Below are 18932 nucleotides of genomic sequence, written 5' to 3'. Positions count from 1 at the left end.
TAGGCAAGGTGTTGTGTCCCGGTTAATATCGGAAACTATTCGGATTTTATATTGATATGTATGGGTACAAATCTAACCCATAGGAAAGGCAAAAAATAAATAAATGTTTCAAATCAGAAAAATACTATTTCTGGCAATCTTTCTTCTACCCGTTTCGCTTCTGGGCAAGACTATAAAGGTCTGTAATTCCTGCGAAGTAAAAACGATTAAAGAAGGGATTGCTATAGCCATTGCACTTGATACCGTAGTGGTAAAAAAAGGAAAGTATAATGAATTTGATATTGTGATCGATAAACCTTTGACATTAGTAGGTGAAAACTACCCCATAATTGATGGAGAGTTAAAGGGAGGGATTATAAAAGTGACTTCTGATAATGTTACTGTAGATGGATTATTTATTATTAATGTAGGTACTAGTTATACAGAAGATTATGCAGCTGTTCGAGTGGTAAAAAGTAAAAATTTTTTGATACAAAACCTAGTATTAGAAAAGTTGTTTTTTGGGATATATGTAGAAAAATCAAGAGATGGTAGAGTTTTTCATAATAAAATTATAGGTGATGCAGTAGAAGAGTACAATTCTGGCAATGGTATACAACTATGGTATTCTCAAAATATAGATATAGAAAATAACATCATTACACATGTAAGAGATGGGATTTACCTTGAGTTTGCCAATAATTGTAGAATAAAAAATAATACAAGTTCTAATAACTTACGATATGGGTTACACTTTATGTTCTCTAATGATGATATATATGAAAATAATACATTTGAGAATAATGGGGCAGGTGTAGCTGTAATGTTCTCTAAGAAGATAAAAATGTTGAGTAATACATTTAAAGAAAACTGGGGGACAGCATCCTATGGTCTTTTGTTAAAAGAGATTAATGATGCAGAAATAGCAGGGAATATTTTTAAAGAAAACACAATAGGAATTAATATCGAAGGCTCTAATCGAATTAAGTATACCAAAAACAGTTTTATAAAAAACGGTTGGGCCATCAAAGTACGAGGTGCATGTTATGCAAACGTATTTAGCAATAACAATTTTATGTATAATTCATTTGATGTTTCTTATAACAGTAAACTTAATGATAACAAATTTGACAGGAATTATTGGAGTGGATATACAGGATATGATTTGGATAAAGACGGTATTGGGGATGTGCCCTACAGACCAGTAAAACTATTCTCATATATTGTAAATCGAACCCCAGAAACGATTATCTTAATGAGGAGTTTGTTTATTGATATGATTGATTTTTCTGAAAAAGTCTCTCCTGTATTTACCCCTGATAATTTACTTGATAATTATCCGCTAATGAAAAGCAAGAATGATTAAAATTGATAATTTACATAAGAATTTTGGAAAGAATCAGGTTCTTAAAGGAGTCGATCTGGGTATTACTGAAGGTGGGATATTTGCAATACTCGGACCTAATGGATCTGGTAAAACGACATTAATTAAATCTATTCTTGGGATGGTTATCCCTGATAAGGGTGATATTTTTATTGATGACACCCCAATTAAGAAAAGCTGGAAATATCGCCACCAAATAGATTATTTACCACAGATAGCTAATTTTCCTGCGAACTTAACTGTGAAAGAATTGATTAGGATGATCAAAGATTTACGAAATAAACCCGGAGATGATGCTGCATTGGTAACCTCTTTTCAATTAAGTCCTTTTCTGGATAAAAAGCTAAGTAACTTGTCTGGGGGAACAAAACAAAAAGTAAATTTAGTATTAACATTAATGTTTGATAGTCCATTAATCATTCTAGATGAACCTACCACAGGACTTGATCCTATTGCTTTGTTAGAGCTCAAAAAAATAATACAAAAAGAAAAAGTAAAAGGAAAAACAGTTTTGATTACTTCTCATATTATGAGTTTTGTTGAAGAAGTTGCTGATGAAATTGTTTTTCTTCTTGAAGGTAAGGTTTATTTCAAAGGAAATATTGACACTTTAAAAGAAAAGACAAAGGAAACCGATTTCGAACATGCGATTGCTAATTTGCTAAAAGAAAACAATGCTTAAGATTTTAAAATATAGTTTTTACGACCTTATCCGTAGCCGATGGAGTTATGTATACTTGCTTTTTTATTTGGCATTGGGATTTGTATTATTATTCCTGAATAGCGATTTGTCTAAAGCCGTAATCACTTTGATGAATGTAATTATTATTCTTGTTCCTCTTATCGGAACTATTTTTGGAGTTATGTATTATTATAACTCTAAAGAATTTACAGAATTACTGTTGGCACAACCTATTAAAAGATCATCTATATTTCTTGGTCAATACCTGGGAGTAGCACTTTCACTTTCTATGAGTTTGATAATAGGATTAGGGTTACCATTTGTTATGTACGGCCTTTTTCAATCCAATACCATTTGGGAATTTTTATTACTTCTCATTACAGGTACATTTTTAACATTAATTTTTACTGCACTGGCATTTAATATTGCTCTATATAATGAAAATAAGATAAAAGGGTTTAGTTATGCTATTTTGCTCTGGTTGTTTATGGCAGTAATCTATGATGGTCTTTTTCTAATGTCTTTAATCATGTTTGAATCATATCCATTAGATAAATTTTCAATAGGGGTGACCTTATTTAATCCTATTGATCTATCCAGGATTTTGATTTTACTGAAACTGGATATTTCGGCTTTATTAGGATATACCGGTGCTGTTTTTCAGAAATTCTTTGGTACTAATTTAGGAGTAATTTTATCTTGTATTGCACTTTCTATTTGGGTATTTTTACCTACATTCAACATCTATAGAAAATCTAAGAAAAAAGATTTTTAAAGTTTGATGTGTTGTACTGAAGAAGACTGTTGCATGATAAATTCGAAACGAGATACCATGATATCACTTGCTTTTTTTCTATTGGCAGCTGCACTTGGTGTTTTTTTAAGATTATTATATGTTTTTGATATATCTGTTGACTATAGATATTTTGTACATACCCATTCCCATATTGCATTATTAGGATGGGTATATATTGGTTTAACAACATTAGTTTACAAATTATATTTAGAGAAATGCAATGTAACTAAGAAGTATAGAAACATTTTCTGGTTTACCCAACTAACTTTACTAGGAATGTTGTTTAGTTTTCCTTTTCAGGGATATGCATTATTCTCGATAACTTTTTCTACACTATTTCTTTTCGCTTCGTACTGGTTTACCTGGTTTTTTATTAAAAATGTATCCGAGAAATTTAAGAATACAAAATCTTACAAATGTATCAAGGCTTCTTTGTGGTATATGATTATTTCCAGTATAGGCCCCTGGGCATTGGGAGCTATAATGAGTACATTAGGAGCAGACTCTATCTGGTATAGATTAGCCATCTACTTTTATTTGCATTTTCAGTATAACGGATGGATGATACTAGCCTTATTTGGGGTATTGATTTTTATTCTTGAAGATCAAGAAGTAAGTATCTCTAATGATAGTTTTAATAGCTTTTTCTGGGCAATAAATCTAGGAATTATTTTAAGTTTTTTCCTTTCAGTATTATGGACTAAGCCGGCAAGTATTTATTATATTTTGGGAGGAGTAGGTAGTCTGCTTCAGTGTATAGCATTTTTGATATTTATTAAATTACTAGTGAAATCAAGAATGGTATTAAGTACTGTGTTTTCTGGTTTTCAAAAAAAACTATTGAGAACAGTAGGGATTCTATTACTAATTAAGTTTTTGTTACAGATAGCCTCTGCTTTTCCGTATGTTGCTAACCTGGCTACTACTATTATAGATTTTACGATTGCTTATTTACACTGGACTTTTCTGGGAGTAGTAAGTATTAGTTTATTCGTATTCTTAGACTATTTTAAACTTATTAAGATTCCTAAAAAAGGATATTACATCTATCTTTTTGGATTTGCTCTCACAGAACTATTGATTTTTTATAAAGGAGCAGTGATTTGGCTTGATTTTATTTTTTTTGAACAGTATTTTATTGCACTTTCAATAGCGAGTGTTGTGATCTTGATTGGTATTAGTTATCTTTTTATCGCTAATTTAAGAAGGGGTGTAAAACATGATTTCAAAAATAGAGATATACTTTCTTAATATAAAAATTACAGTTTGCAGCTTATACCATTTTTATAAATTAGGAACCTGATTTGGTTCTAGTTCGATGATATAAGCATTACTATCTTCATTTCTTCCAGCAAACCATGTGCTTGTAAATATTATTTTAGTAAAATCCCTGTTTACAGAGCCTTTTGTTTCTGCCCAGTAGTTTTTACCTGGGAATTTTGCATGATCTCCGTAAGTGTTCGAGATATTTAATATTCTTCCGTCTTGTTTTAATTCTATTGCGATGAGTTTATTTTGTGCCCATTCATTTAGTGGATTTGCGCTTGAATAGGTAGATAATAGTGCCCACCCTGGTTTATTGAAAGCTTTTAATGAGTAATGATTGACAGCATTAATTGGTTTGTCACCACCAGAATTATATTGGTATAAATGATTAAACTCTGTTTTTTGATTAGCCTGTATGTCGTACATAAAGATTTGACCTTCATTGTCCTGGTAATCTGCAGCGATGTATACATCATGTCCATTGGGAAGAATTCCTAAATCAGAATGCTCAGAGGTTCTATGCAATTGCACATAGGAAGAAAAATCTCTGGTATAGGCACGTGTTCCTACGCCGTTTTGTGTGCTAGAAGGAACTATATAATCACCAGAGGGAGACATACTCACATGATCTGGCTTATCTCCGTAATCTGCTTTGTCCAAATAACCTACAATAGCATTCTCTTGTTGATCATAAACGATTAATCCCAAAAAAGAAAAACCTTCGCTTTCTATCTGAAGACCTCTATATCTTCCGTTTTTTGAACTGGTTCCTTCGGCTTTGGTCCATGCTCTGGCAGCTTCGGGCCATATTTGTTTTATTGAAGTCATGTTACTATCTCCCTTTACATCGGCTAGTTTTGTGAAATCTATTATTGTTTTGACCTCATCTGTCAAGATATTGAGCTCATAATATTTGAGACCACCATTATTATCTGTATAGATTACTATATTAGGATCTGTAGTATGCCAATCGATCTCGCAATCTCCGGCGGGACCTTGTAGTTTTTTATAATGGCTTCCGTCTATATTGTATACATGATAAAACCCATCTTCAGCATAAATTAAAATTTTTGTATCATCAATATTAAAAGATTGCTTTCTAGAATATTCATTAACCATAAAGCTTACCCCAGCACCATCTTGTGTTGGGTTAGTTAATCGCCTTACCGTTGTTTTATAATGAGGGTTTGTATATGATTCACCGGGTAATAAAACAGTAGGGGAGTTAGGGTCAGATTTTGGATCATAGAAATCATATCCTTCGATTAGATCAAAACTAGTGCTTTCTGCTTCTTTTACAGTAATATTTATTTTGGCAGTTATGGGAGTATTTATACCATCTGTAGCGGTCACATTAAGAGTTTCAATTCCTATTTGATCAGACGTATATTCAATACTATTTTTTTCTGATGTAAAAGTAATTTTAGAATCTGGAGTTACTGTATATGTTAATATGTTACCAGATGAATTTTTAAGATCTCCCAGAGTAATTTTTTTAGATTCATTTTGAATCGCTGTTATATTTTGATCTTTGAGCCTGTATGAATCGGTATTTCCGTTAATAGAAGTATCATCATTTTTAGAACTACAGGATAAAAATAAAAGAACTAATAAAGAGTATACTAAGGTTTTCATAATTATGTGGGTATAAGTAGGCAAATTAGTATTCTGATATTGTAATCTATACCCCGTTTTCAGTGAAATCAAAATACTTCTATTTAATGTAGTTAGTGAAGTTTTAAAATGTAAGATATTTAATACAAATTAACATTTTAGATCTACCTACAAAACAACTCTTAATGCTTTGCTAAAATTTAGTTAAGTGCTAAAAAGTGCATTAAGAAGAACAAAAAAGTGTATTACTAATTTTTCTTTTGGGCCATACTTTTGCCGGGTAATTAATTACGATTTAATTATTTTTTTAACCCTTAAAACCTTTATAAAATGAAAAAATTAATGTATTCCTCAGTCTTTGTTTTATCTCTATTTTCTTTTATTGCCTGTGACAAAGATATAATAGAATCAGTTGAACCCGCTAATTTGGTTGAAACAGAAGGAAGTTTCCTGGATCAATTAGAAACAAACCATACTAAATCAGAGCTATCAATTACACGAGCTTCTTCAATTGATGGACGATATGAGATTAATGAATGTGATGGTGGTTTTGGTTATGGTTTTTTTACAGTAAGTACTGTAAATGGGCGAGTACAGGCCAGAGGTCAATTTGATTTTGTCAGCTTTACCATTTATGGTAGTGTAAATTCTACGGGTAATTATGTATTTGACTGGCAAGATTCTAATAATTTCGTTGACCCTAGACTAGGTAAAGCACTTCAAGTAGGGTTGTACATCAGTGCAGATCGGTCTGTAACTCGCGGATGGGTAAGAAGTATTGGAAATAATGGAGAAATAGAGATCACAAGACGTTATTGTGAGTAGTAACACGCAGAAATAATAGTTTCTTTTAATATCCTCAAAGGCACTTTTTTAAAAAAGTGCCTTTGTTCATTTTATGTTTTTACTCAAAAGAAATTTAGAGGTTAAATCTATACAATATTAGAATAGTTTTATTATCAAAAACATTTTTATCTCAGTTCCGAAAAATGAAACTGAGATCTTCTATTATTGCAACGTAAAATTGAATATAGAAACCATATAAATACATAAAAACAAAACATTGAAAATGAAAAAACAATCACTTTTATTTCTATTAATGATCTTAAGTCTTACCACTTATGCTCAAATTAAATTTGAACAAGGGTATTTTATTGATAATAATGGAACAAAAACAGAATGCTTTATTAAGAACGTGGATTGGCATGATAATCCCAGTCAGATTCAATATAAAATGAGCGAAGATGCTAAGGTAAAGATGGGATATATAAGAAACATTAAAGAATTTGGAGTTTCTGATTTAAAATATGTAAGAGCAACTGTAAATATTGATATGTCAAGTGAGGAATTGAATCATTTAAGTGCGAACAAAAATCCAGAATTCAAAGAAGCAACTTTATTTCTGAAACATATAGTACAAGGCGAAGCAAATCTATATCAATATGAGGAAGGAAACTTAATTAGATACTTTTATCAGGTGGGCGATAAGGATATACAACAGTTAATCTATAAAACGTATAGAGTTACGCAAGAAATAGTAAATGGAGTAAGAAAAGAAAGAACGAATAAAATTGATAAGAATAATCGATATAAACAGCAGCTTTGGACAGATGTTAAATGTGATAATATTAAAGAAAGTGATGCAGTAAAAACCAACTATAAGAAAAATAGTTTAGTAAAGTATTTTGTAAAATATAATGAGTGTAAGGACCCAAGCTTTGTAAATACTCGCAAACAAGAAGATAGAGATTTGTTTAACCTTACGATTAGACCAGGGATTAATTTTTCTTCTCTTAAACCCAATATAGACGAATCAAATTTTGTTATAGATAATAGTAGTAGAGATATTGGTGATTTTGAAGATAAATCAGGTCTTAGATTTGGGATTGAAGCAGAGTTTATTTTACCCTTTAATAAAAACAAATGGGGGATATTTATAGAACCCACTTATCAATCTTATAAATCAGAATTAGTAATAGAATACATAAATTTTCTTGGTACAAATACCAGAACCTATACTGTTGACTATAAATCTATAGAGTTACCTGTAGGTTTAAGACATTATATGTTTGTAAGCGATAAGTCAAAATTATTTGTTAATGCAGCCTATGTATTAGACTTCGAGTTTGATTCAACACTTGTAGTAAGAAATAATAGTTCTACCCCAATCGTTAATAAGTTAAAAAGTAAAACGAATATAGCAATAGGTTGTGGATATAAATATAATGATCGATATAGTATTGAAGCACGTTATGCAACAACCCGTGAAATAGGGGGTATCTTTGATTATAGCTCTTTCTCTGTGATTTTAGGGTATTCACTATTTTGAAAATACTTTTCGAAAGAAAAGTTTTGAAAAATAAAATAAAAGCCCAGAAGTATGTTTCTGGGTTTTTTTGATACTGGTAGTTAGTTGTGTTTCAGAATTTCTTAAACTTTTGATAAGAATTTTTGATGCATTTCTTCGTTCTTGTATTTAGTTGTACATTTAGTCCCACACCTCAAAACCTAAAATTATGTCAGAGTTTTGGCTTTATATAAAGCTGGGTTTTGGTCACGTGCTAGATTGGCATGCTTATGACCATATTTTATTTTTAATTGCGCTAACAGTAGGATATACTTTTGATAACTGGAAACGGATTTTATTACTGGTTACCATATTTACAATAGGACATACATTGTCTTTGTTTTTGGCAGCATATGATGTAGTATCAGTAAATTCGAGATTGGTAGAGTTCTTGATTCCTTTAACCATTTTGATTACAGGATTGTTTAATGTATTTACAGCAAAAAACACTTCAAAAAATAGTAAAATAGGCATCTTATACGGAGTAACTCTTTTTTTTGGATTAATTCATGGATTAGGGTTTTCTAGTTATTTTAGAGCAATTAGTAGTAATGTGAATTCTAAAATTTTACCTTTAATCGAGTTTGCATTAGGGGTTGAAGCTGCACAGATTATTATTGTTTTAGTAGTTCTTATAGTTAGCTTTATATTTCAGACCTTTTTTCGATTTTCAAAACGAGACTGGATACTTGTTATTTCTTCTATTGTAATAGGGATGGTAATCCCCATGCTTATTGCAAATAAAATTTGGTGAATAAGTAGTGATTAAGGTTGTATTTGCCACATCGTAATAATATATTCGTACTTTGATTGTTATCAATACACTAGTCATTCTATTTTATGTCAAAAAAAAAACAACTAAAGTACGATAAAGCTTATCTTAGGATTGCAAGAGAATGGGGGAAATTATCTCATTGTGAAAGAAAAAAAGTTGGTGCGGTTATTGTAAAGGATAGAATGATTATTTCAGATGGATTTAATGGCACCCCAACAGGTTTTGAGAATCCATGTGAAGACGAAGAAGGATATACAAAGTGGTATGTATTGCATGCAGAAGCAAATGCGATTTCTAAAGTAGCTTCATCTACTCAATCCTGTAGAGGAGCAACATTATATATTACATTATCACCATGTAAGGAGTGTAGTAAATTGATTCACCAGGCAGGAATAAAACGCATAGTGTATCAAACAGGTTATAAAGATGATTCTGGTCTGCAGTTTCTTGCTAAGGCTGGAGTAGAAATAGAACAGATTACGGATTTAGAAGAATAATGGGATATTCAAAAAAATACTTGCCTTTGTTTTTGGGTTTGGCTGTAGGAGCCGGAGTATTTTTGGGTAGTAAACTTGATTTTAGCAACCCTTCGGCAAAGCTATTTTCTTATAACCCCAAAAAAGAAAAACTAAATAGGCTTATTGATTATATAGATTATGAGTATGTAGATGAGATCAATACCGATAGTATTGTAGAAGTTACGGTAAACAGGATATTAGAAAACCTGGATCCTCATTCGATATATATACCATCAGAAGAACTTGAAGGGATTACAGAAAATATGCAAGGTGATTTTATTGGTATAGGGGTGAGCTATTATCCTTACAGAGATACAATATCTGTAATTAATACCATAAAAGGAGGACCGAGTGAAAAATCGGGGATTAAGGCAGGAGATAGAATATTAATGGCAGATAGCGATACTTTGTATGGAGAGCGTTTAATAAGAGATGGATTAGCAAATAGATTAAAAGGTGAGCTAAATAGCCAGGTACAACTTAGAGTATATAGAAAAGGCAAAGGAATATTTGATGTAGTTGTAAAAAGAGGACGTGTGCCTATACAAAGTGTAGATGCAGCTTATATGTTGGATGATAAATTGGGATATGTAAAAGTAAATCGTTTTGCAGAAACAACATACAAAGAATTTAAAACGGCATTAGATGAATTAATAGATAAAGGAGCCGAAAATATGGTAATCGACCTTCGTGATAATGGAGGAGGATTTATTGCACCAGCGCTAAAAATGGCAGACGAATTTTTGAAGGATGATGTGCTGATTATGTTTACCAAAAATAAAAAAGGAGCTATCGAAAATAATTTTGCTACCAATAAAGGAAGTTTTGAACAAGGAAAAGTTTATGTGCTAATCAATGAGAACTCTGCCTCTGCCAGTGAAATTTTTGCAGGAGCAATTCAAGATAATGATAGGGGAACTATTGTTGGTAGACGTTCTTACGGAAAAGGCCTTGTGCAAAGAGAAATGGCATTAGGAGATGGTAGCGCAATACGATTAACAATTTCGAGATATTATACACCTACCGGAAGGTCGATACAAAAACCATACGCCAATGGGAATAAAGAATATTTTAATGAGTATATGGAGCGGTATAAAAATGGAGAATTGCAGAATGCAGATAGTATTCAGGTAGCAGATTCTTTGAAATTTAAAACTCCAGGAGGCAAAATTGTTTATGGAGGTGGAGGCATTATACCCGATATATTTGTTAGTAAGGATACAACTCGTGTTGGTGAAACCTTAGATTATATGTTACGTTCTGGTCGTATGGGAGGATATGTATTTGAAGAACTGGATAAAAACAGGGCGTATTATAATGATTTGTCTGAAGATGAGTTCAATGAAAAAATTAATATAGACGATACTTTTGCTCAAGATTTTTTAAAATATTCAAGGCAAAGAGGTATAGAGATTGAGTTGAAGAATTATGAAGATCAATTAAAAAAATATTTGAAAGCGACAATGGCGCAGCAATTATTTGGAACTGGGGCTTTTGAAAGAATTATAAATAAAGATGATGCAATGATTAATAAAGTATTGTCACTTTCTAAAGAAGAATAACTTATATCTAAATTATATATGTCAGAATTTGAAGAATATCTAGTAGCTATTGCAATATGCTCCCCGCTTTTTTTCTTTATTATAGCAGTTGCCTTTAGGTTATTAGATAATAGTGCTTCTATTTTTTTAAAGCATGATATATTAGTTGATACCTCTTATGTTTCTGGTGATATAATAAGAGAACATATTCATAGTTCTGAAGATTTGAAACTAAAAAAATCCTTAAAGAAAGCATTGTTGTTTAGAAAACTACATAACTTTTTTATGATCCTAATGGTAATTTCAATTCCACCAGTGATTATTGCCTGCTTCTTTGTATTTTGACCGTAGTAATGTTTTACTGCTATTAGAACAAACTTAGTTCCCTCTTTTTTTCTTTTGAATATTTCTGGAAACCAATAAAATTGCCATTAACAGAATTACACAGGCTGAAGAAAAAACACCAATAAGAGCTGTTTTACTATCACCAATCAATAAATTATCAAAATCTAGATAAGTTATATTATAAATGATTAAACCCGTAGCAATGATAATTAATAGGTATATAAAATATTTCATCTGTTTTAAAACTAAATAGTTGTTAATAGCTCTTTGATATTTGCCGTAAATAATTTAACTGCAATAGCGAGCAAAATTACCCCAAATATTTTTCGTATCACATTAATTCCTTGTTTACCAAGTACTTTTTCTATTTTTCCAGAAGATTTTAGCACAATGTATACAAAGATAATATTAATTAGTATCGCTATTATTATATTAATTGTATGATACTCTGCTCGTAAGGATAAAATAGATGTCATGGTACCTGCTCCAGCAATAAGAGGAAAAGCAAGGGGAACTACAGCTGCAGTTTCAGGAGCATCATCTTTATATAATTGAATACCTAATATCATTTCTATAGCTAAAAAGAAAATAATGAAAGAACCTGCAACAGCAAAAGAGTTAACATCTATACCAATTAGACTTAGGATTTCTTTTCCTACAAATAAGAAAAGAATCATTAAGATTGCTGCTACGATAGAAGCCTTTTCACTTTGTACATGTCCTACTTTTTTACGAAGATCTAAAATAATCGGAATACTCCCTATGATATCTATTACAGCAAACAGAACCATACTCGCAGTCAATATTTCTTTAAGGTCAAAGTTCATAGTAAAATAGTTTCAAAAATTTGAGCAAATATAAATAGACTTTATTGAATAAAGGTATTATAAAAAGGTGAATAAATTGTAAAAAATCTCTTGTATAAGAATTATCTTAGCGCCATGTTTCAATTAGGAAAAACCATAGTTTCTGAAGATATCATAGAAAAAGACTTTGTGTGTAATCTCTCTGCGTGCAAAGGAGTCTGCTGCATCGATGGTGAGGCAGGAGCACCTTTAGAAGAGTCAGAAACTCATAAACTTAAAGAGATATACCCTATCGTTAAACCTTATTTGAGAAAAGAAGGTGTCGAGGCTATAGAGCATTACGGAACCCATATTAAAACAGCTAATGGAGAATTAGAAACACCTCTAATAGATGGAGCAGATTGTGCATATGTGATTTTTGATGAAAAAGGGACAGCTATGTGTGCTATCGAAGAAGCATATAATCAAGGCGAAGTTGATTGGAAAAAACCAGTATCTTGCCATTTATACCCGATTAGAGTGCAAGAGTATACAGAGTTCTCTGCTGTAAATTATCATAAATGGGAAATTTGTGATGATGCCTGTACATTAGGTAAAGAATTTCAAGTTCCGATCTATAAATTTGTTAAAGAAGCCTTAATTAGAAAATTTGGAGAAGATTGGTATATCGAACTTGAAAATGTTGCAGAAAAATTGAAAAAATAACCCTTCCTTTATATTTTTAGATATAAATAACACTCCTTTTTTGCTCTTTTTTGTGTTAAAAAAAGAGTTTTTTTTGGTTACGGGTTTACCGTAAATTGATGTATTTTCCCTTCTTCGTTTTTCTGTTGAAAAACCTCGGTTAACAAGTGAAAAATAAGAGATTTTTGAAGATGATGTTCACATTATCTGTATTTTTCAATAAATACTTAATATTTTGATTAACAATGTGTTATGTGTGTTTTTGTGAAAGATCATTTTTGTTACAAAATCACTTCGTGTTGAAAACTTTGTTGAAAACGTTTGTTAACTTTTGGTAGAACTTTTAACCTATTTTTTGATCTTTGTAAGACCCTTAGGAAATAAGAAATTCTCAAAAAAAACAGCTAAAAAAATAATGATGAGTGCCGTAGAACCAATTTTGCAAGAAAATAAAGATCGATTCGTAATTTTTCCTATTCAACACCATGATATTTGGGAGTGGTATAAAAAATCTGAAGCTAGTTTTTGGACAGCAGAAGAAATCGATTTGCATCAGGATATTACAGATTGGTCTACTAAACTTAATGATGATGAGCGATATTTTATCAAACATATTTTAGCATTTTTTGCTGCATCAGATGGTATTGTAAATGAAAATCTTGCAGAAAATTTTATAAACGAAGTACAATATAGTGAAGCAAAATTTTTCTATGGTTTCCAGATTATGATGGAAAATATTCACTCTGAAACCTATTCTTTACTAATTGATACGTATGTAAAGGATGAGAAAGAGAAAGATATATTGTTTAATGCATTAGAGAATTTTCCTGCAATTAAGAAAAAGGCAGACTGGGCATTACGATGGATAGAATCTGATTCTTTTGCAGAACGTTTAATAGCTTTTGCTGCAGTAGAAGGAATATTCTTTTCAGGTGCGTTCTGTTCTATATTTTGGTTAAAAAAACGTGGATTAATGCCTGGACTTACATTTTCTAATGAATTAATTTCTAGAGATGAAGGAGTGCACTGTGATTTTGCAGTTCATCTTCATAATAAACATTTGATAAATAAAGTACCGAAGGATAGAATTAGAAAAATTCTGGTAGATGCATTAGATATTGAAAGAGAGTTTATAACAGAATCTCTTCCTGTAAGTTTGATAGGTATGAACTCTAAGTTAATGACTCAATATCTAGAATTTGTTACCGATAGATTATTGGTAGAATTAGGATGTGAAAAAGAATACGAAACAGCAAATCCATTTGATTTTATGGATATGATTTCTTTACAAGGAAAAACTAATTTCTTTGAGAAAAGAGTTTCAGAATATCAAAAAGCCGGAGTGCTTAATAAAGATACCGAAGACAATAAGATCAGCTTTGATGCAGATTTTTAATCTAAAAGAATTAATTTCTTAAGATTATTATTCCAATAAGAGTTGGATCCAAAATGCTAACAATAAAGATATATTCATTCTGAGCTAGTCAAAAACATTTCTTTGTTTAATTCAGATTAGCTCAGTTTGATAAAGCTTTATAAAAAGCCACACAAAAAACAAAAGGGACGAAAGTCATATTATTTTTTTATCTATAGAATTACTCTGATTTTTGGATGTAGAGATTTCTCTTTAGTATCCAATTTCAAGGAGATAGAATCTAATTTTTTGACTTTCAAAATATAAAATTAGTAACACGAATTATCATCAACTTCTTCATTAAGAAGAAAATTTAAAAACCAAAAAAAAGTATGTATGTAGTAAAAAGAGATGGGCGTAAAGAACCAATTATGTTTGACAAGATTACCGCAAGGGTAAGAAAGTTATGTTATGGACTTAATCCACTAGTTGATCCTGTAAAGGTAGCTATGAGAGTGATAGAAGGGTTGTATGATGGAGTAACAACTAGTGAGTTGGATAATTTGGCTGCAGAAATAGCAGCAACAATGACTATAACACACCCTGATTATGCGAAGCTTGCCGCTCGTATCTCTGTTTCTAATCTACATAAAAATACAAAGAAAACTTTTTCTGAAGTAGTTACAGACCTATATGAGTATGTAAATCCAAGAACAGGCAAAAAAGCACCACTAATCGCAGATGATGTTTATGAGGTAATTGTCGCTAACAAAGAAAAATTAGATTCTACAATTATTTATAATCGTGATTTTGGATATGATTATTTTGGTTTTAAAACATTAGAGCGCTCTTACCTGTTAAAAATTAATGGTAAAATCGCAGAGCGCCCACAACATATGCTTATGAGAGTATCTATAGGAATCCATCTTAATGATTTGGATGCCGCTATAGAGACGTATGAGCTAATGTCTAAAAAGTATTTTACACACGCTACACCAACATTGTTTAATTCGGGTACTCCAAAACCACAGATGTCATCTTGTTTTTTGTTAACAATGAAAGATGATAGTATTGATGGGATCTATGATACATTAAAACAAACTGCTAAGATTTCACAGTCGGCTGGAGGAATAGGATTATCTATTCATAATGTGCGTGCTACAGGATCTTATATTGCAGGGACCAATGGTACTTCTAATGGTATTGTGCCTATGCTTAGAGTATATAATGATACTGCTCGTTATGTTGACCAGGGAGGAGGAAAACGAAAAGGATCGTTTGCAATATATGTAGAACCCTGGCATGCCGATATTTTTGATTTCCTGGATCTTAAAAAGAACCACGGTAAAGAAGAAATGCGTGCACGAGATTTGTTCTATGCTATGTGGGTGCCAGATTTGTTTATGAAGCGAGTACAGGATGATGCAGAATGGACATTAATGTGTCCTAACGAATGCCCAGGTTTATTTGATATACATAGTGATGAGTTTGAAGAAACATATACTCGTTATGAAGCAGAAGGAAAAGGACGCAGAACAATTAAGGCACGTGAGCTTTGGGAAAAAATCTTAGAATCTCAAATTGAAACAGGTACACCTTATATGTTGTATAAAGATGCTGCAAATCGCAAATCTAATCAACAAAATTTGGGAACCATACGATCCTCTAATTTATGTACAGAGATATTAGAATATACTAGCCCAGATGAAGTAGCGGTATGTAATCTTGCGTCTATTGCATTGCCAATGTTTATAAAAAATGGACAGTTCGATCATAAAGAACTCTTTAGAATTACAAAACGGGTGACTAAGAACCTGAACAGAGTAATTGATCGTAATTATTATCCAGTAAAAGAAGCAGAAAATTCTAATATACGTCATCGCCCTATTGGTTTAGGAGTGCAGGGATTAGCAGATGCATTTATCCAATTGCGTTTACCTTTTACCAGTGATGAAGCTAAAAAATTAAATCAGGAGATTTTTGAAACATTGTATTTTGCTGCAGTAACCGCGTCGATGGAAGAAGCAAAAGCAGATGGACCATATCAAAGTTATGAAGGTTCTCCAATATCTAAAGGGGATTTTCAATACAATCTATGGGGAATAAAAGATGAAGAATTAAGCGGCCGTTGGGATTGGGCAAAACTTCGTAAGCAAGTACTTAAAAACGGGGTGCGTAACTCATTATTGGTTGCACCAATGCCTACAGCATCTACGTCTCAGATTTTAGGAAATAATGAAGCATTCGAGCCTTATACAAGTAATATCTATACCAGACGTGTATTATCAGGAGAGTTTATTGTTGTAAATAAACACTTATTAGAAGATCTGGTAAAATTAGGATTATGGAATGATGAGCTTAAGGATGCTATCATGCGTGCAAACGGATCGGTACAGAATATAGATATCATACCACAGGACCTGAAAGAACTATACAAAACGGTATGGGAAATGAGTATGAAGGATATTATCGATATGTCTCGTCATAGAGGATATTTTATCGATCAGTCTCAATCTCTGAACTTATTCTTAGAAGGTGCAACTATGGCTAAGTTAACTTCGATGCATTTTTATGCATGGAAGAGTGGATTGAAAACAGGTATGTATTACCTAAGAACAAAATCTGCTGTAGATGCAATTAAGTTTACACTTAAAAAAGAAACTAAAGAAGCGCCTAAACCAGAGCAAGTAGCTGTAGCTGCTGCACAAGTAATGGAAGCGCAAGCAACCAAGGCAGAACCAAAACAAGAAGCTGTTACACCAGAAGGAACAGCTCTTACTCCAGAAGAACTTCGTGCAATCATTGCACAATCTAAAGAAGGCGAAGGAGACGATTGTTTAATGTGTGGGTCATAGACCTAGATTTATATAGGGCAAAAGGGAAGTTTTCTTAGGATGCTTCCCTTTTTTGTATATTCGAATTTTCTTAGAAATATGATGAATTGGGAACAGCTCCTGTCTTTAAAACGACAAGGAGATAGAAATAAAAGATTACGTAAAGAGCAAGACGAAACCCGGTTAGGTTTTGAAGTAGATTATGATCGTATTATTTTCTCTTCGGCCTTTAGAAGTCTGCAGGATAAAACTCAGGTTATCCCGCTATCCAAAACCAGCTTTGTACATACACGATTAACCCATAGTCTCGAAGTATCTGTCGTAGGACGTTCTTTGGGTAGAGTAGTAGGTAAGAAAATCTTAGAGAAACATCCGCATCTTGCTGCTGTTCATGGGTATCAGTTTAATGATTTTGGAGCTATTGTTGCAGCTGCTGCATTAGCACATGATATAGGTAACCCGCCTTTTGGGCACTCTGGAGAAAAAGCGATAGGAGAATATTTCAAAACAGGAAGTGGTAACCGATATAAAGGTCAGCTTACTCCTAAGCAATATCAGGATCTGATAGATTTTGAAGGGAATGCCAATGGGTTTAAAATTCTTACAGAATCTCGTGAAGGAATAGAAGGAGGTTTAAGATTATCCTATGCGACATTAGGGGCGTTTATGAAGTATCCCAAAGAATCTTTGCCCAAAAAACCAACATCTCATATCGCTCATAAAAAATTTGGATATTTTCAGAATGAGACTTCTTTTTTTAAAGAGGTAGCAGAAGAAGTAGGATTGTTGCAATACCAAATTGATGATGAAGTTACTTATAGTCGTCATCCACTAACTTTTTTGGTAGAAGCAGCAGATGATATTTGTTATACTATTATCGATTTTGAAGATGGTATTAATCTGGGGTTGATAGAAGAAGAATATGCTTTAGAATACTTGATTAAATTAGTGAAGGATACTATCAATACTTCAAAATATAATAAACTCACTACTACAGCAGATCGATTAAGTTATCTTAGAGCACTAGCTATTAATACTTTGATAGGAGAAGCAGCAAGTGTTTTTATCGAGCATGAAGAGGCTATATTATCAGGAACTTTTGATATGGCATTAATAGACAAAAGTAAATATGAAGCTCAAATCGATGACATTATAAAAATAAGTGTTGCCAAGATCTATCAAAGCCAGGAAGTAACAGAAAAGGAGATTGCAGGGTACGAAATTCTTGCTACGCTTTTAGATCGTTATTGTGTAGCTACTGATAACTTTAATAAAGGAGAGAGTTCTAATTATGATAAGTTAATCTTGAGAGCCGAAGGGATGCATTTTGATTATACAAATGAAGATCTCTATACTCGACTTATTGGAATAAGCAATTATGTGGCAAGCCTAACCGACGGTAACGCTTTATTGAAATTTCAGAAAATAAAAGGATTACAGATATAAAAAAACCTATCTATTATATCATAGATAGGTTTTTTGTGGATGTTAAACACGACCCTTATTTCTTTTTATATTTTTCTGTTATTTCATCAAAAACTAAAGTAAGTTCATCATCTGCGATGCTAAATTTTGAAATATTTGTTGTATTCTCACCATTTTCAATAAAATTAAGAGTTAATTGATTATTAGATTCTAACCAGGAACCCGAAAACTCACCATCACTTACACAGTTACTTGATATTTCAACAAAAGTTTTTTCTGAATAAGTATTGTCAGATTTGAATTCTATTGTAGATGTTTTTTCGCAATTATCTAGAGTATTGGGAGTGGTGTTGTTATTTTCCTTTCTATAAGTAAGTTCCCAGGTGCCGATTAAGTTTTTATTTGCTGGTATTTCTTGATTTGAAGCATCATCATCTTTAGAGCAAGAAATAAAAATTAATGTAATTAGTAAAGTGAATAAGCTTAGTTTTTTCATAGTTGTAAAAAATGATAATTATTTATTGTTCTTAGATAAGTGTCATAGTAAGAATGATTGTTACCATGTCGATCATCATTTTTTTA

The 18932-nt window shown here is 31.9% G+C and carries 17 protein-coding genes; 14 read left to right on the top strand and 3 right to left on the bottom strand.

Annotated elements, in window-relative coordinates; genetic code table 11:
* Positions 1–103: 103 nt before the first annotated feature.
* The 4 genes from ATO12_RS20710 to ATO12_RS20695 are packed head-to-tail and all read left to right on the top strand — an operon-like array spanning position 104 to position 4092.
* Complete coding sequence (locus ATO12_RS20710; protein WP_034246107.1) at positions 104–1345, top strand: nitrous oxide reductase family maturation protein NosD; 1242 nt, start codon at positions 104–106, stop codon at positions 1343–1345.
* Positions 1338–2045, top strand: coding sequence for an ABC transporter ATP-binding protein (locus ATO12_RS20705; RefSeq protein WP_034246104.1), 708 nt, complete (start codon positions 1338–1340; stop codon positions 2043–2045). Before ATO12_RS20710 ends, ATO12_RS20705 begins: the two co-directional genes overlap by 8 nt.
* A complete protein-coding gene (locus tag ATO12_RS20700) occupies positions 2038–2820 on the top strand; it encodes an ABC transporter permease (protein ID WP_034246095.1) in 783 nt (260 codons plus the stop codon). Before ATO12_RS20705 ends, ATO12_RS20700 begins: the two co-directional genes overlap by 8 nt.
* A 33-nt stretch (positions 2821–2853) precedes the next feature.
* Positions 2854–4092: a hypothetical protein gene (locus tag ATO12_RS20695; RefSeq protein WP_034246091.1), complete on the top strand. Its 1239-nt coding sequence runs from the start codon at positions 2854–2856 to the stop codon at positions 4090–4092.
* A gap of 33 nt (positions 4093–4125) precedes the next feature.
* Here ATO12_RS20695 and ATO12_RS20690 read toward each other — a convergent pair whose 3' ends face one another.
* Entirely contained in the window at positions 4126–5742 is a 1617-nt protein-coding gene (locus tag ATO12_RS20690; RefSeq protein WP_034246087.1) for a hypothetical protein, read from the bottom strand.
* A gap of 309 nt (positions 5743–6051) precedes the next feature.
* On the opposite strand from ATO12_RS20690, the gene ATO12_RS20685 reads away from it, so the two are divergent.
* The 6 genes from ATO12_RS20685 to ATO12_RS20660 all read left to right on the top strand — a co-directional run bounded on the left by ATO12_RS20685 (position 6052) and on the right by ATO12_RS20660 (position 11247).
* Entirely contained in the window at positions 6052–6546 is a 495-nt protein-coding gene (locus tag ATO12_RS20685; protein WP_034246084.1) for a hypothetical protein, read from the top strand.
* 244 nt (positions 6547–6790) lie between these two features.
* Positions 6791–8050, top strand: a complete 1260-nt coding sequence (locus ATO12_RS20680) for an outer membrane beta-barrel protein (protein ID WP_034246082.1) — start codon at positions 6791–6793, stop codon at positions 8048–8050.
* A 187-nt stretch (positions 8051–8237) separates the two neighbouring features.
* A complete protein-coding gene (locus ATO12_RS20675; protein WP_034246079.1) occupies positions 8238–8822 on the top strand; it encodes a HupE/UreJ family protein in 585 nt (194 codons plus the stop codon).
* 86 nt (positions 8823–8908) lie between these two features.
* Positions 8909–9340 carry a deoxycytidylate deaminase gene (locus tag ATO12_RS20670; RefSeq protein WP_034246077.1) on the top strand — a complete coding sequence of 144 codons (432 nt, stop codon included), beginning with the start codon at positions 8909–8911 and terminating at the stop codon, positions 9338–9340.
* Entirely contained in the window at positions 9340–10923 is a 1584-nt protein-coding gene (locus ATO12_RS20665) for a S41 family peptidase (protein WP_034246074.1), read from the top strand. The genes ATO12_RS20670 and ATO12_RS20665 overlap by 1 nt, the downstream gene beginning before the upstream one ends.
* A gap of 18 nt (positions 10924–10941) precedes the next feature.
* A complete protein-coding gene (locus tag ATO12_RS20660; protein ID WP_025666819.1) occupies positions 10942–11247 on the top strand; it encodes a hypothetical protein in 306 nt (101 codons plus the stop codon).
* Positions 11248–11492: 245 nt separating this feature from the next.
* Here the strand turns inward: ATO12_RS20660 and ATO12_RS20650 are convergent, their stop codons facing one another.
* Positions 11493–12074, bottom strand: coding sequence for a MarC family protein (locus ATO12_RS20650; RefSeq protein ID WP_034246069.1), 582 nt, complete (start codon positions 12072–12074; stop codon positions 11493–11495).
* 114 nt (positions 12075–12188) lie between these two features.
* Here ATO12_RS20650 and ATO12_RS20645 point away from each other — a divergent pair, with 114 nt between their 5' ends.
* The 4 genes from ATO12_RS20645 to dgt all read left to right on the top strand — a co-directional run bounded on the left by ATO12_RS20645 (position 12189) and on the right by dgt (position 18371).
* Positions 12189–12758 (top strand): DUF3109 family protein, encoded by a 570-nt coding sequence (locus ATO12_RS20645; RefSeq protein ID WP_034246066.1) that lies wholly within the window; start codon positions 12189–12191, stop codon positions 12756–12758.
* 394 nt (positions 12759–13152) lie between these two features.
* Positions 13153–14133, top strand: coding sequence for a ribonucleotide-diphosphate reductase subunit beta (locus ATO12_RS20640; protein WP_034246356.1), 981 nt, complete (start codon positions 13153–13155; stop codon positions 14131–14133).
* A 350-nt stretch (positions 14134–14483) separates the two neighbouring features.
* Complete coding sequence (locus ATO12_RS20635) at positions 14484–16946, top strand: ribonucleoside-diphosphate reductase subunit alpha (RefSeq protein ID WP_034246064.1); 2463 nt, start codon at positions 14484–14486, stop codon at positions 16944–16946.
* A gap of 81 nt (positions 16947–17027) precedes the next feature.
* The gene (gene dgt, locus ATO12_RS20630) at positions 17028–18371 is read left to right on the top strand and encodes a dGTP triphosphohydrolase (protein ID WP_034246062.1); all 1344 of its coding nucleotides are present in this window, start codon (positions 17028–17030) and stop codon (positions 18369–18371) included.
* 55 nt (positions 18372–18426) lie between these two features.
* On the opposite strand, the gene ATO12_RS20625 is transcribed toward dgt, so the two are convergent.
* Entirely contained in the window at positions 18427–18846 is a 420-nt protein-coding gene (locus ATO12_RS20625) for a lipocalin-like domain-containing protein (RefSeq protein ID WP_034246059.1), read from the bottom strand.
* Between the last annotated feature and the right edge of the window lie 86 nt (positions 18847–18932).

Origin of the sequence: Aquimarina atlantica (genome assembly GCF_000626715.1) — a bacterium.
Lineage (GTDB): Bacteria > Bacteroidota > Bacteroidia > Flavobacteriales > Flavobacteriaceae > Aquimarina > Aquimarina atlantica.
The sequence above is the reverse complement of the archived record's forward strand: the minus strand, read 5'-3'. Positions and strand labels throughout refer to the sequence as shown.